Origin of the sequence: Pelagibius litoralis, assembly GCF_011683915.1 — a bacterium.
In the GTDB taxonomy this organism is placed as follows: Bacteria; Pseudomonadota; Alphaproteobacteria; order Kiloniellales; family Kiloniellaceae; genus Pelagibius; species Pelagibius litoralis.
Map to the genome: position 1 here is coordinate 162,763 of NZ_JAAQPH010000009.1, position 15,025 is coordinate 177,787.

Annotated in this window: 7 protein-coding genes; all 7 read right to left on the reverse strand. The window is 60.6% G+C overall.

Going from position 1 to position 15,025, the window contains the following annotated elements; translation table 11 throughout:
- Nucleotides 1-266: 266 nt before the first annotated feature.
- Nucleotides 267-2,450 (reverse strand): hypothetical protein, encoded by a 2,184-nt coding sequence (locus tag HBA54_RS13390; RefSeq protein WP_167225333.1) that lies wholly within the window; start codon nt 2,448-2,450, stop codon nt 267-269.
- Between the two features lie 274 nt (nt 2,451-2,724).
- Nucleotides 2,725-5,370 (reverse strand): hypothetical protein, encoded by a 2,646-nt coding sequence (locus HBA54_RS13395; RefSeq protein WP_167225335.1) that lies wholly within the window; start codon nt 5,368-5,370, stop codon nt 2,725-2,727.
- A gap of 318 nt (nt 5,371-5,688) precedes the next feature.
- Nucleotides 5,689-7,611, reverse strand: a complete 1,923-nt coding sequence (locus HBA54_RS13400; RefSeq protein ID WP_167225337.1) for a hypothetical protein — start codon at nt 7,609-7,611, stop codon at nt 5,689-5,691.
- A 223-nt stretch (nt 7,612-7,834) separates the two neighbouring features.
- Nucleotides 7,835-10,081, reverse strand: a complete 2,247-nt coding sequence (locus HBA54_RS13405; RefSeq protein ID WP_167225338.1) for a hypothetical protein — start codon at nt 10,079-10,081, stop codon at nt 7,835-7,837.
- 220 nt (nt 10,082-10,301) lie between these two features.
- A complete protein-coding gene (locus HBA54_RS13410) occupies nt 10,302-12,104 on the reverse strand; it encodes a hypothetical protein (RefSeq protein WP_167225340.1) in 1,803 nt (600 codons plus the stop codon).
- Nucleotides 12,105-13,707: 1,603 nt separating this feature from the next.
- A complete protein-coding gene (locus HBA54_RS13415; protein ID WP_167225342.1) occupies nt 13,708-14,604 on the reverse strand; it encodes a pirin family protein in 897 nt (298 codons plus the stop codon).
- Nucleotides 14,605-14,660: 56 nt separating this feature from the next.
- Nucleotides 14,661-14,999 (reverse strand): hypothetical protein, encoded by a 339-nt coding sequence (locus HBA54_RS13420; protein ID WP_167225343.1) that lies wholly within the window; start codon nt 14,997-14,999, stop codon nt 14,661-14,663.
- Nucleotides 15,000-15,025 lie beyond the last annotated feature (26 nt).

Genomic DNA, 15,025 nt, shown 5'->3' on the forward strand with positions numbered 1-15,025 from the left:
TCCCCATTTCAACCGTCCCACAACGGCAGAGCATTTGAGAATTACAGGCAAAACAACCGGGTTTGAACCCGCGAAACCGCACAAGGAACATGCAGCTTTATAGGATCAGATCGGTAATCTATTGATAGTAAACGATAAAAATGGATGCCCTGTCCCTCCCGCGTGCTCATTGCTTGAAAAAGCCGGGCAGGGCAGCGAAAAGAGAGAACGGCGGTGGTTGCTGACCAACGCCGCCCCTCCTCTGTTTAACCTATCCGTTCGATGGTTTAGCCACCCATCCCGGGCAGGATGAAAACCTTGGCCGGCGTCGGTTGCTTGGGTGTCTTCTTCGCTCCGGCCGATGCTTTCGACAGCGGCAGGTTGAAGTCTGATGTCCTGCAGGCCTTCTTGCCCTTCTGACCGGCAGCGCAGACCTCCAGGCGCCAGTTACGGCCGCCGGTCAGGGCTTTCATGTCAAAGCCGGCATTGGGGCCTGTCATCGCCCTGGGCAGCTTCGCCGACCTGACAAGCTTAAAGCCGCTCTCGGTCTTGCGATAGAAGTGCAGGGCATACTTGGCATTCGGCTTGCCACCGGAAAGCTTGATCTTGCCCTGGCGTACCCGGCCCTTGGGTGCCTGGATCGCGAAACCCGCAGCCGGCAGCAAGGTAGCCTTACCAACTGCGACAGGATTGCCGGCCTGCTGCGAATGGGTCGGTTTCGGCTCGCCGGCCGATTTGCCACCGGGAACAGCCTCCGAGGTGCCGATCCTTCTGCAAGCAAAACGCTCCGTCTTTTCGACCGTCTTCACAACATGGCCGTGCTGATTGGCGAACTTCACCGTGATCAGCATGGTCTGTTCGGGCAGCGTTGCCCCACTCCAGGACAGATCGTGGTTGACGTCGTAGACGTTGTTCGTATTCGCCGGCTGGTCGACGGCGAGCTCCTTTCGCAGGGAGCCCCCGGCAAACAGAGCCACGGTCCCCTTCAGCGCTTTATTACCGCTGCGCACCGAACTGCGGATCCATACGCGCTCCGGGCAGATGTAGCCAGGGAACCTCTTTTGCCCCAAACCGAAGGTGGCAAGAACCACAGACTTGGGCGCGGGTGCCCCGGAGGCAAGGCCGTCGGCCCCGCCTTGGGCCGCTTCGGAAATCTGCGGCTTCCGGCAGGAAAAGCTCTGTGTCTTGAGCAGGCGGCCGACCTCGGCGCCTGAGGGGCCGGTCAGGTAAAGGGCAAGATTGATATCCTGCCTGAACGGCCCCCGGACCCCTTCCCAGGAGAGATCGTATTCGGCTTCGACGATCTTGGTCTGGCCGTCTTCCACGTCAAACGGCAGTTGGGCTTCCGGCTTGCCATTAACCGCCAGCCAGACATTGCCCGAAGACGTTCCCCGGCCTTTGAAAACCCCAAAGACCTTCACCTTCGCCGGGCAGACATGCCCCTGGTAGCGAATCTCGTCGCCGGTGGTGTGGGCTTCCAGGTGCGTCGCCTTGGGCGGCAGCAGAGTCAAAAGATCGTTCGGTGTACCGCAGTCCAGGTCATAGTTCTTCCAGGCCGAAACAAAGTTCGAGCTGACGCCCTCGATGCGGATCTTACCGGTATAGTCGCTATCCGACGGCAGGTCGTAGTCGTGCTGAAGGATGGCCGTCGTGCCGCCACCGGTGTTTACCGTCTTGATATCGCTCTCGTGACCCTTGTCGCTGACATAGCGGAACTTGAGCTCCTCATTGGTCCGGTTGGTGGTGATGCGGGCATCGATTTCCATCCCGCAGGAACCCACATAGCCGCCCTTGTCATCCACCGACAAAATTTCGGCTTTCTTCACCTCCGGCACCTCGGGCGTGGGCTCCTCCACAACCGGCGGCACCCGCGACGGTTTCTTCTGACAGATAATGCGGACCTTATCGCGCTCCGGGTCAGAGGCGGCACCACCGATCACCGGAACTGGGTCTTGGCTACCGGCGGCCCCGGTCATTTCCCAGGTATGACCGGTGCCTGCCCGAACCCTGACCGTGCGGTTTCGGGAGAAGATTTCCTGATCGCCCATCCCCGCCTCATCGCGCAGACGATGAGCAAGGGCATTGCAGGCGGAGACCGCGAAAGTATCGTAAGCATTCCGCGGCAGACGGAGCACTTTGGTGTGGTCGACGCTCTTGGGCCGGTCACCGACCGGATAGCTTTCCGAGTAGCCGTAACCCCGATACTCGATCCAAGGTATCAGCGGTTCCCGATTGTGGATCTGCTCAGCAGCGTCTTCAGCTTTCAACTCCGGCCAAACGGCCCAGAACTTCACGCGGCCCAAGGTTTCGGCGTCGAAGTTGAGCTCGATCTCCCCGGTGATGGCGAGCGGCGCCTCGGCCAGCGAGGTATAGCTCTCGCCGTCGCTCCTCACGATGATGGTGGCGGGATCCAGTTTCTTGACCCAGGAATATCCAAAGTCCGCTAAAGCAGGTCCGGCGAACGCCACCATAGACGCGCATGCGGCAGCACCTATCAGGCTGTGCCGAAAAACGCCGCGCCCTGCGGAACGGGTTGAACAGTTGATATCGTGGCGTCTGGCGCCGGGGTCAGTCCGACTGAGCATATTTCATCTCCACATATTCGAGACCTGAAACCCGACCAAAGATCAGAGCGGTCCTGTGTTGGTCACTGGAGGAGGCGCTTGGGTTCAAGCCCTGCAGGAAATGCAGGATCCCGTTCGAACGCCGCCGCCCCTCCTCCGTTCAACCTGTCCCTTCGCTGGTTCAGCCACCCATCCCCGGCAGGATGAAGACCTTGGTTTTCGCAGGCTTCTTGGGTGTCTTCTTCACCCCGGCCGGCGCCTTGGACAGCGGCAGTTGGAAGTCGGTCGTCTTGCAGGCCTTCTTGCCTTTCTGGCCGGCAGCGCAGACCTCCAGGCGCCAGTTACGCCCGCCGGTCAGGGCTTTCACATCGAAGCTGGCGTTGGGGCCGGTCATCGCCCTGGGAAGCTTCGCCGAGCGGATAAGCTTAAAGCCGTTCCCGGCCTTGCGGTAAAAGCGCAGCACATACTTGGCGCCCGCCTTGCCGCCGGAAAGCTGAATCTGGCCGGACTTGATGTTGCCCTTGGGCGCCTGGATCGCGAAAGCCGGTGCCTGCGGCAACATCAGCCCGCCAACGGCAGCAGGCTTGCCCGCCTGTTGCGAATTGGTCGGTTTCGGCTTGGCAGACGAATACCCGCCAGCGCCCTGACCGATACCGACGACCCCCGGCTTACGGCACTCAAGATTAATAGTCTTGTAGACCGAGTCGACCTTATCGTCGTTGGCGTTGGCAAGGTCGATCCCAAACTCGAGGAGCTGCGTCTCGCTGTCCTTCCAGGTCAGATCGAAGACCCCCGCCACGTTGACGGTCTCTTTGTCGTCGATGCTGACGCCCTTGGTCAGCACCGTGGCCGTGTTCATGACCAGCCCCGCGCTGCCGGCGAAGGCGCCGCGCCCCTTCAAGGTGCCGTAGATCTGAATCCGGGCCGGGCAGAAATTGCCGTTGTGCTGGATTTCCCCGACCGGCACCGAGAAGACATTCGGCTTCGGCGGCAAGGCGGTCGCCAGCCCGCCGGGCGCACCGTCATCAAGACCGGCAGTAGCGATCTTCTTGCAGGCGAAGGTCTTCATCTGCTGTGCGGCGCCGATCTCAAAACCCAGCTGGTTCAAAACCTTCACCTTGAAGTTCAGCTTCTGCTCAGGCGGCGAATCACCGTCTCCGGCAGGAGAATCACCGTTTCCGGCATCGGCCTTCGCCAAAAGACCGTTACCACCACCACTCCAATCAAGCGGGTGCTCGACTATGACACCCTGTTGCTGGCTCGCTCCCAGGCTGAAGTCTTTCTCGTCGTTCAGCAAAGCGTCGACAAAGTAGACGACCTTGCCGGAGAGCGGGTCCTTGCCGCTCACGACACCGGCGATCATGCGGACCTCGGCGGGGCAGACATAATCGCCCTGCACCACCGTGCCCTGCGGCACGACCACTAACTTCACCGTCTTCGGTAGCGGAATATCTCCGGCAAGGCCGTCGGGAACGCCCTGGCTGCACTCGAAGGTCTCGCTCACCTCGAGTTGGCCGATGAGATCGCCCGCGTTGTTGGCGACGTTCATCGAAAACTTCACGCTCTGCTGAGACGCCCCGGCATTCTGCCAATCGAGGTCGTAGTCACCCTCGATAACGGTCGTCTCCTTGTCTTCGAGGTCATATTGCTTCAATGCCTTCAGCTTGCCGTCGGCAAAGAGCGAGGCCGCACCGGCGATATCGCCACGGCCCTTGACCACGCCGTAGATCTTGGCGCTGGCCGGGCAGGTTTCGCCCTGATGCATCACCTTTTCGGTGGTGGCGAGGACTTCCAGTTGAACAGCCGGCGAACGGCAGTCCACCTTGTAATTCTTCCAATCGGAACTGAATTCCTCGCTGACGCCGATCACCCGCACCTCGCCCGTATTCAGGTCGCCGGACGGCAGGGTCTGGATATGGCCGTACTTCACCCAGGCATTCGGCCCGGTGACGACCGTTTTCACGCCGCTTTCCTTACCGTCTTGGTCGCGGAAGCGGAACTTCACCTGGGTGTTGGGCAGATTCGTCGTCACGATGCCGGAGAGGATGAGGCGGCATTCGCCCACCGGAGTACCCTGCCCGTCGACCACCAGGTTCACCGACTGCACCTGCGGCACCGGATCGTTCGCCGTCGGCGGAGCCTGCGGCAACGGGGTTTTTTGGCAGACAATCGTGACCGGCTTGACCTTCGAGTTTCCTCCTGGGTTTCCCGCGCCAGATGGCACCGGCGCCGGAGGAGGATCATCATTGGCAAGACCCGACATCTCCCAGGTGAGCTCACCGCGGACCACAACAGGAATTTCACGGTCGACCGCGAAAATCTCCTCATCGGTCTTGCCATGCTTACTACGCAGTCGAGAGGCCAGTTGGTTGCAGGCATCCTTGGCGTAGGCTTTATAAGCCTGCAACGGAATGGAGAAGGGCAGGTCGCGCCCTACAGTCTTGGGCCTGTCGCCGATCGAATAGCTTTCCGAGTATTTAAACTCCGGGAACTGCTTCTTCTGGATGGCCATGTCCTGGATACTCGGCCAAGCAGCCCAGGACTTCACCTTTCCGTATTTGTGCGCGTCCAAACTCAGTCTCATCATGCCGTTAATGGCGGGGGACGAACCTGATACGGTCGTATAGCCCTGGCCATCGCTGGCGACCTCGATGACAGCAAGATCCAGCTCGGTCACGAGCGCGGATCCATAGTCCGCCAGCGCCTGCCCGGGGGCGGCCATGGCCAGAGCAGCACTGAAGATTGACGCCGCTTGAAGCGCGCGCGACCGAATTGTTGAACAGTTGATATCGCGGCACCTGGCGCCGGGGTCAGTCCGACGGAACATGGCTTCTTCTCCACAAATTCGAGAACCTGAAGCTCAGCCAAAGGCGGAGCAGTGTTGTTAGGTCAGTCGCTGGAGGAGGCGCTTGGGTTCAAAATATCACGGAGACTGCGAGACCCGTTCGACCGCCCCACAACGGTAAGGGGCCTGGAAATACAGGCAAAATCGCCGTACTTGAACCCGTGAAACCGCACGAAGGCCATGCAGCTTTACGGGATCAAACAGCCAGTCCATTGATAACAGTAAATAAATAGTCAGAAGGGACGGCCGCGCCATCGGCTGCCGCCGCCCCTTCTCTGTGTAGCCGCCCGGCCGTAGGCTTTATCCGCCGATGTTCGGGATGACGGAGTTGGTTTGCGGCTGCGTGCCGCCACCGGGGGCCTGGAACGTACCGGCCGCCTGCACCGTGAAGTCCGAAGCCTTGCAGTCTTTGAGCCTAGGGATCGCGGCGCCGGCCTTCACAGGACAAGCCCGCAGGCGCCAGGCACCGGCTTTCAAGGCCCCCAGATTGAAACTGGCCGTCCCCCCGGTCATCTGCTTGGGCAACTGGGGCGAGTTGTAGATCTTGAAACCACTGCTGCTGGTCTTGTACAGGAAGCGCAGCTTGAAGGCCTGGTCCGGCTTGGCACCGGACAGACGGATCTGGCCGTTGCGAACCTGGTTCCGCGGCGCAAGGATACCAAAAGTCGAAATGGCCGGCATGGCTTCCTGGCTGGTCGTCGGTCGCGATCCCGGGATATCGCTGATGGCTGCCTGAACCACCTCCAGGCATTTGAACGCTTTCTTTTTAGTGTACGTGTCGACCAGCTTTCCGAGGTTGTCCTTGATCACAATCCGGAAGGCGATCTCCTGGCCTTTTTTGGCATCGCTCTTTTTCCATATAAACTCATGGACAGCAGCGATCTGGATCGTTTGCCCGTTTTGGATCTGATAGGGCTCTTCCAGAATCAGCTTGGCATCGGCGTGCATTCTGGCTTCCCCGGACATTCTGCCAAGGCCCTTAACAGCAGCCACAACCCTCACGGTTTCAGGGCAGAGATACTCGCCCGCAGCAGACCCGCCGCCATTATTGGCGTGGCCCAGCGTTGTGGTTTGCGTGTTCGCAACATTACTCATCTTGATCTGACCCTGGGGCTGCGCGAACTGCATCCCAGCGATCTCCGGCGGCTGTTCAATCTGATAGCCGCCCGGCGCTTGGGAACAGTCTTCCATGTCGTATTTTGCCCAGTCGGACTGGAAATCGGCATTCTCGCCCACTATGCGGATCTTGCCCTTCTTCTTATCATCAACATGATCAAGGGGGTAGCCGTGCGTGAACACCCACTGCACCTGCCCGGTCATCGGCGCAACGGTTTTAACGTCGCTTTGCTTGCCCGTATCATCGACATAGCGGAATTTAACCGGCACATGCGGAAGCGTCGGCGTGACCGTACCGGCAAGCTTCAATCCACATTGACCATTCGGTGTATTGATAGCCTCCGCTGAAAGCTTCGAAGCAACCACTTCCAGCTTAGGGGCGGGGGTCGGGACGGGGACGGGTGGATTGCGTTTGCAGGTTACGTTGAACAGCGTGTGTTCGTTCCAGTTTTCCGGAACCCTCGGCTTATAGTTGGATTCGGTGGCCGCGGATATGTCCGCGATAAGTTCCGCGCCAAATGCTACTTCAATCGAATGATCTTTGCTGTAGATGTCCTTATCAAGATGACCCGTTTGTCGCAGGTGGTCGGCGTGTTCTCTACAGGCCTGTACCAGAATCCCTTCATAGCTGGCCGGTGCAATGGTAAAATCGAATTCCTCGTCCACTTCTTTGGGACGTGGGAAGTCATAGCTCCTGTTCATCCCTTCATCGATGAACAAACTCCAGTATCGAACACCATTGCTGCTTGAATTGGTATGGTCCCGCGTTCCGATTTTCGGCCAGGCGCCCCAATTCCTCACTCTGCCGATCAGCCCGGTTCTGATTTTCACCTTTATGGTGCCCTTAACCGTGCCGCCGGATTCAAGCCTGGTGTAGTCAGCCCCTTCGGATTCAACGATCATGGTGGGATTGTTGACTTCATAGATTGCGCTTTGGTAATCGGCCGCTGCCGGGCCGGCCGCCGTTATGGTCAGAGCAAGCGCGCTGACAGACAACACGCCAGAGCACCAGGCGGCGCTTGCGCGGTGACGGGCGGCGCTTGCGCGGTGACGGGCGGACAGGATTTGATCAGGGCACTCGACGCCCGGTTTGGTTCGGCTGAACACGGTTGCTCTCCTAATAACTCATACATTGAACACGCGGCGAAAGCGCGACCGGAAGCCGGGCCCGTAACTGTTGGTCGTCTGCCGCCGCGCCAAGGTTCAATGACCCGGCCCGGAGATCCGGCAAGCTGCCCCTATGGATGACATCGGGGAATGAGGCGTTGGGGCAAAGACGGGCGGCCGGGCCCGACTGACGGGCCCGGCCTTGGGGATCCTGCCGCGGGATCTATCCGCCGATATTCGGGATGACGGAGTTGGTCTGCGGCTGCGGAGCCGCGCCGGGGATCGCTTTTGGGAAGCTGTTCGTCCCCTTGCCCAGCACCTCGAAGTCCGACTTTTTGCAATCCTTGGGCTTCGAGATAGCAGAGCCGCCCTTCACCAGGCAGACCCGCAGGCGCCAGAGGCCCGGGTCCAGCGCGGCCATGTTGAAGCTGGCCGTCCCTCCGGTCATCTGCTTGGGCAGCTGGGCCGAGTTGACGATCTTGTAACCGCCGCTGTTCGACTTGCGCAGGAAACGCAGCTTGAAGGCCTGGTCCGGCTTGGCACCGGTCAGACGGATCTGGCCGTTGCGGACCCGGTTCTTCGGCGTAACGATATTGAAATTCAGACCGGCCTGCGCCGTGGCATTGTCGTTAGTTGGCTGCGATGCGGGAAGTTCAACGCCCTTTCCACCGATCACCGTATCGCATTTAAAGGTCTTGCTGGCAGTGGAAACATCGACCACGTCTTTATTGTCATTGAGGACGGCCAGCCGATACCAGACCGTCTGGCCCGACACATTCTGATTGTTCCAAATGAGCTCCTGATCGCCTTCGAAACCCCGCACCTGGCCGTCATCGACATTGAAGGACGTCTCGGACACCGGCTGATTGTTGACGGCGATCAAGGCCGTACCGGAGAACGGGCCTTGGCCCTGGATGCCGCCGCGAACCCTCACCCGCGCCGGGCAGGTGTAATTCTGGACGGAGACCCTTTCCGCCTGGGCACTGGCTTGGATGATGGTGACCTTCGGCGGCGTCAAGGCAAGGGTGCCCTGGATGATCGGCTCGCATTTGAAGGTTTGGCTGGACTTGATGGTATCAACCACCTCGCCAGTCATATTACGGATGACCATCTGAAGATGAACCTCCTGGCCCTGCACATTACCAACGTGCCAGGATAATTCCCGTTCGCCCCCGAAATAGACCGTCTCACCCTGATCGACATCGTAAACTTCCGCGGCCAACTGTTGTTGATCGACGAACAGAACCACCGTGCCGGCCCCCTTGCCCCGCCCCTGGAGGCCGCCTTCAACCCGCATTCGCGCGGGACAAAGGTAGGGATGAGACGTGCTTTCCTCGCCCACGACGGTAAGAGTCTGCACGTTGACGGTTTCTTTGGCGCCGGAAAAGGCCTCCAGGCGGGTGGCCTTCGGCGGCAAGGCGACCAGCAGGTCGTTCGTCGGCGCGGAGCAGTCGACGTCGTAGTCGGCCCAGTCGGAGGTGAAGTCGATATTCTCGCCGACCATCCGGATTTTGCCTTCGTTCTTCTCGCCGACCACATGATCAAGAGGATAGGAGTGCGTAAAGACATGCTGCATCGCTTTTACCACGCCGGGAACCGGAGAGATGGTTTTCACATCGCTTTCCTTGCCCGTTTCATCAACGTAGCGAAACGTGACGGGCATATCCGAGCGCGTGGTGGTTATGGTCCCGGCGAGTTGCAACACGCAGCTGCCCTGCAGATGAACCGAGTCGAAGGTTCCGGCGGAAAGATTGGACGACAGGACAGCCGGCGGCAGCGGCGGCGGCGGCGCGGCAACAGGCGTCTTGAGGCAGACGATCGTGACCGGCTTAATCTCATGATCATTTATTGGGAAGTTCAGGCCGATCTGGTTGTCGTTAGCTCCACCTGACATTTTCCAAGTCATCCCGGTGCTGACCTTGACAGAAATCGAGCGATCGCGCGCGAAGATGTACTCATCGGTCTTGTTAAGCGTATTACGCAGAAAAGAGGCCCGTCTGTTGCAACTGTCTGTGGCGTAATCTCTGTAAGCCTCCAGTGGGATGAAAAGGGGATACTTGCGCGTCACCTTCTTGGGCCTGTCGCCGAGTGGATAGCTGGCCGACTTGCCGAGTTCCGGGAAGTCCTTAGTGGGCCCGCTATCAGTCACCATGGCCGGCCATGCAGCCCAGGATTTCACCCGGCCACGTATGTCAGCATCCAAGTGTACCACCCACATGCCGGTAATGGCAGGGGACGAGTCCGATACTGTCGTATAGTTCTCGCCATCGCTGGCAACCTCGATAATGGCGGCGTCCAGTTTATAGACATGTGTGTACGTGTAGTCGGCCAAAGCCGGGCCGGCGGCGGTCATGGCCAGGGCCAGCGCGCCGGCGGGCAGCAGGGCGCGGCGCCAGGCGGCGCTTGCGCGGTGACGAGTGGACAGGACTTGATCAAGGCACTCGACGCCCGGTTTGGTTCGGCTGAACACGGCTGCTCTCCTGTGATTCATACATTGAATACGTGGCGAAGAATACGTGGCGAAAGCGCGACCGGAAGCCGGGCCCGTAACTGTTGGTCGTCTGCCGCCGCGCCAAGGTTCAATGGCCCGGCCCGGAGATCCGGCAAGCTGCCCCTATGGATGACATCGGGGGATAAAGCGTGAGGCAAAGACAGGCGGCCGGGCCGATTGACGGGCCCGGCCTTGGGATTCATCCGCCGATATTCGGGATGATGGAGTAGGTTGGTGACTGCTGCGGGTCACCCGTGGGGGCCTGGAACGTACCGGCCGCCAGCACCTTGAAGTCCGACGTCTTGCAGGCCTTGACGTTCGGGATCTTGCCGCCCTTTGCCATCGGACAGACCCGCAGGCGCCAGGTACCGGCGTTCAGCGCGGCCATGTTGAAGCTGGCCGCGTTCCCGGTCATCTGCTTGGGCAGCTGGGCCGAGTTGACGATCTTGTAACCGCCGCTGTTGGACTTGCGCAGGAAACGCAGCTTAAAGGCCTGGTCCGGCTTGGCACCGGACAGACGGATCTGGCCGTTGCGGACCCGGTTCTTCGGCGTAACGATATTGAAATTCAGACCGGCCTGCGCCGTGGCATTGTCGTTGGTGGATTGTGGCGGCGTGCTGCCAGACCCGGCACTTGCCTTGTCGTTGGTGGGCTGTGGTGGCGTCAAAGCGAGAGCGCCCTGAACGATCCGCTCGCACTTGAAGGTCTGGCTGGACTTGATGCTATCAACCACCTCGCCGGCCATATTGCGGATCATCAACTGAAGAACGACCTCCTGGCCGTGCACATTACCGACGTGCCAGGACAGCTCACGTTCGCCCCCGAAGTAGACCGTATCACCCTGGTCGACGTCATAGACTTCCTCGGCAAGCTGCTCTTTACTGGCAAACAGCACCGCTTTACCAGACGCTTTGCCCCGCCCCTGGAGGCCGCCTTCAACCCGCATCCGTGCGGGACAAAGATAGGGATGAGACGTGCTTTCCACGCCCACGACGGTAAGGGTCTGCACGTGGACGGTTTTCTTGGCGCCGGAAAAGGCCTCCAAGCGCGTGGCCTTCGGCGGCAGGGCGACCAGCAGGTCGTTCGTCGGCGCGGCGCAGTCGACATCGTAGTCGGCCCAGTTCGATTCAAACTCGATGTTCTCGCCGACCATCCGGATTTTGCCTTCGTTCTTCTCGCCGACCACATGATCAAGTGGGTAGGAATGCATGAAGACATGCTGCATCGCTTTTACCACGCCGGGAACCGGAGAGATGGTTTTCACATCACTTTCCTTGCCCGTTTCATCAACGTAGCGAAACGTGACGGGCAGATCCGAGCGCGTCACGGTTATGGCGCCCCCAAGCCGCAAGACACATTGACTCTGGAGGCCGCTGCTGATGTTTCCCGCTTCCACGGAAAGTTGCGATGCGACCACTTTCAGCTCAGGCGCCGGCTGGGTCGGCGTCTTGAGGCAAACGATCGTGACCGGCTTAATCTTGTTATTTTCTGCTCCGGGAGTGACCTCCACAGCGGGGGGGTTTTCGTTGGCTCGACCTGACATATCCCAGGTGATCCCGGCGCTTACCTCGACAGGAATCGAACGGTCGACCGCGAAGATCTCGTCATTGGTCTTGCCGCTGTAGTTGCGCAGTCTGAAGGCCATTTGGTTGCAGGCCTCTTTGACGTAGGCTCTATAAGCCTGCAAGGGAATGAAAAGGGGATACTCGCGGTTCACTATCTTGGGCCTGTCGCCGAGTGGATAGCTGGCCGACTTGCCGAGTTCCGGAAAGTCCTTGGTGGGCATGCCCTGAGCCTGCATGGCCGGCCATGCAGCCCAGGATTTCACCCGGCCACGTTTATGAGCATTCAGGTGTATAAACCACATGCCGGTGATGGCGGGGGACGAGTCCGACACTGTCGTATAGGTCTCGCCATCGCTGGAGACCTCGATAACGGCGAGGTCCAGTTCTTCGATGTCCGCGTTCCCAGTATCCGCCAGAGCCGGGCCGGCGGCGGTCATGGCCAGGGCCAGCGCGCCGGCGGGCAGCAGGGCGCGGCGCCAGGCGGCGCTGCCGCGAGGACGGGTGAAAAGGGATTCATTGGCGCGCGGGGCGCCAAGCTCAGTCCGGCGGGACATGGCGGTTCTCCTGAAATCCATCAAAACGTTGCGCGGCCCAAGGCCGGCGCTTTTGTGTTGGTCGTTGGCGCCCGGGTCAGGGTTCAATGTTTCTCTGGGCGTGTTCCCAGGGCCCGCAGGGGCGGCATCGGCGAATAGGGCGCGAGCCTGGGATACAGACAAACCGGCCCGGCTTGAACCCGTGAAACCGCACGAAGGCCATGCAACTTTGCAGGGCATGCCCGTTAACTTATTGGAAACAATACAACTAATTGATAGAGAAGAGCTTTCCCCGCGTCCGTGACCGGACCAAAGCGGCCGGAACGGGCGTTGCCGGGGCGCTCTCACCAGCTCCCTGAAAGCAGCCGGAAAAGAAGGAACGGCCCTGGTCGCCGACCGCCGCCGTCCCTCCTCCGCCTGACCTGCCCGCTCCCGGGTTTATCCGCCCAGCCCGGGCAGGATGAATATCTTCGCCGGCTTGAGTGCTACCGCCCCGGACAGTTTGAAGCTGGCCGAAGCAGCCGCATAAACGGAACGTCAGCTCCGATTAACCCAGGTTGGACAACGCGAACCTCTGGCCCGCGCCAAGAGAAAGTTTTCATGAGAGTGAGAGAGAGATAACGGGCGGCTGCAGTCGCCGCCGACAGCCGCCCGTCGGCAAGTGCTGGGCCGACCGATGGGTCCGACCCCACCCCCGCGCCCATCCTGACACGGCTACGGGAGTCCACTGAAAAGACGTCGTGTGGGCGACACTTCGCAGCTGACACTTGCAGCCGATGAGGTAAAGACAAAGCCGTCGGATTTGAACCCGAGAAACCGCACAAGCTCAATGCAAGAACGCAGGACCACACTCAGAATAGGCAAACGACAGGCCGGGCGGCTCCCCACTCAGGAGAGTCGCACGGCCTCTGTACAGGTTATCGGCGTGTGGATCTCCACAGCCGCTTTGTCACTGGGAGCATTGTTATTGGCAGCATCGTTGCCGGGAGTGTCTGCGAGACTTTAGAAAGGCGGCGGCCTGACAGATAGGCTGATGGGTCAAACAACAAGAAGACGGGCGGCTGTAGTCGCCGCCAACAGCCGCCCGTCCACGGGGTCCGTACAGATAAATTGCACAGTCCCCGTCTCCCCGGGCCTTGTTCAGGCCCGATGATGCCCTTCAGTCGCGGGCAGTAGCGGCGGGGTTCAAAACAATCTGCGGAATTTCACACCTGCGGCATCACCGGATGTCTTTCAGGATTCTGATCTGGCTCCAGCAAAGATGGCCACCTGACCGGCCTGCCGGTGGTGTGGTCAACAGGGAGACGGGCGGCTGAAGTCGCCGCCAACAGCCGCCCGCCCACGAGGCCCGAGCAGATAAATTGCGCGACCCCCGTCCCCCCCGGGCCTTGTTCAGGCCCGATGACGTCTTTCAGTCGTTGGCATTGGGGACGAGGTTCAAAGAGAGGGATTTTTTCTGAACCCGGGGGAGCGGGCTGGAACCGATCCGACGCAAGTCGAAAACGATCTAGTCTTCCGGCAGGGGAATGAATTCGTCGTCGCCGGGCACCCTGGCGAAGCGGCCGGCCTTCCAATCCGCTTTGGCCCGCTCCATGCGCTCCGGCGAGGAGGAGACGAAGTTCCACCAGATGGCCCGCTCGCCCGGCAAGGTGGCGCCGCCCAGCAGCATCACCCGGCTGGATGCTGTCGCCGTCATCTCCACAGGCACGCCCGGTTTGAACACCGCCATGGTGTTCGCCTCATAGCGTTGCCCGGCGATCTCGACGGAGCCGTTCACAACATAGACGGCACGCTCCGCATAGCTGTCAGGCAGGGCAAGCTCCGCGCCTTCCGCCACCTCGGCATGGAGATAGAACATCTCCGAAAACACCTTCACCGGTGACGTCCGGCCGTAGGCAGATCCGGCGATCAGGCGCATCCAGACGCCGGGCCGTTGGATCTCCGGCAGCGCCGCGGTCGGGTAGTGCGTGAAGCCGGGCTCCGCTTCCTCGTCTTCCACCGGCAGGGCGATCCAGGACTGCATGCCGTGCAGGCGCTGTGCGCCCGCCCGCGCCTCCTCGCCGGTCCGCTCGGAATGGACGATCCCCCTGCCCGCGGTCATCCAGTTCACCGCCCCCGGCCGGATCGCCTGTGCATAGCCCAGGCTGTCATGATGCATGATCTCGCCGTCGAAGAGATAGGTGACCGTGGCCAGGCCGATGTGCGGATGGGGACGCACGTCGATGCCCTCGCCCGCCGGGAAATCGGCAGGGCCCATCTCGTCGAGGAAGATAAAGGGTCCGACAAGGCGGCGCTTGGCGTAAGGCAGGATACGGCGCACGGAAAACCCGCCGAGGTCGCGGCTGCGCGGCTCTATCGTCAATTCCACCGGATCGTTGCCGGCGGCCCGGGATGGCTCGCTCATCTTTTCCTCTCCTGCCGGCGCCGGTAGGGTAGCGGCCCGTCAGCTGCACCGCCCGGCTACTGCTCGTTCTGTTTCAACGACGAAGGGCGGGTCGCCTTCAGCCGCCACATCTCGAAGAGTCCAAAACATATCGGAACCACGGCGCCGAACACCAGCGCCAAGCCACCGAGATCGTAGCCCAGACTGCGCTCGATAAGAGCGGTCGCATAAAAGTCGTCGACAAAAGGCTGGCCCCATTCGCTGTAAGACAGCATAGCGATCCCCCAGGCGGCGAGGCAGACGGCAGCACAGAAAAGCGCCGTTACCCGGATGATCGAACGCGCCAGATCGGCGCTGCCAAGGGACAGCACATAGGCCACCAAGGCAGTCGTAAACAGCAACGGCAGGAGGTCCATCGCTTATTTTGCCCTTCTCACTCCCC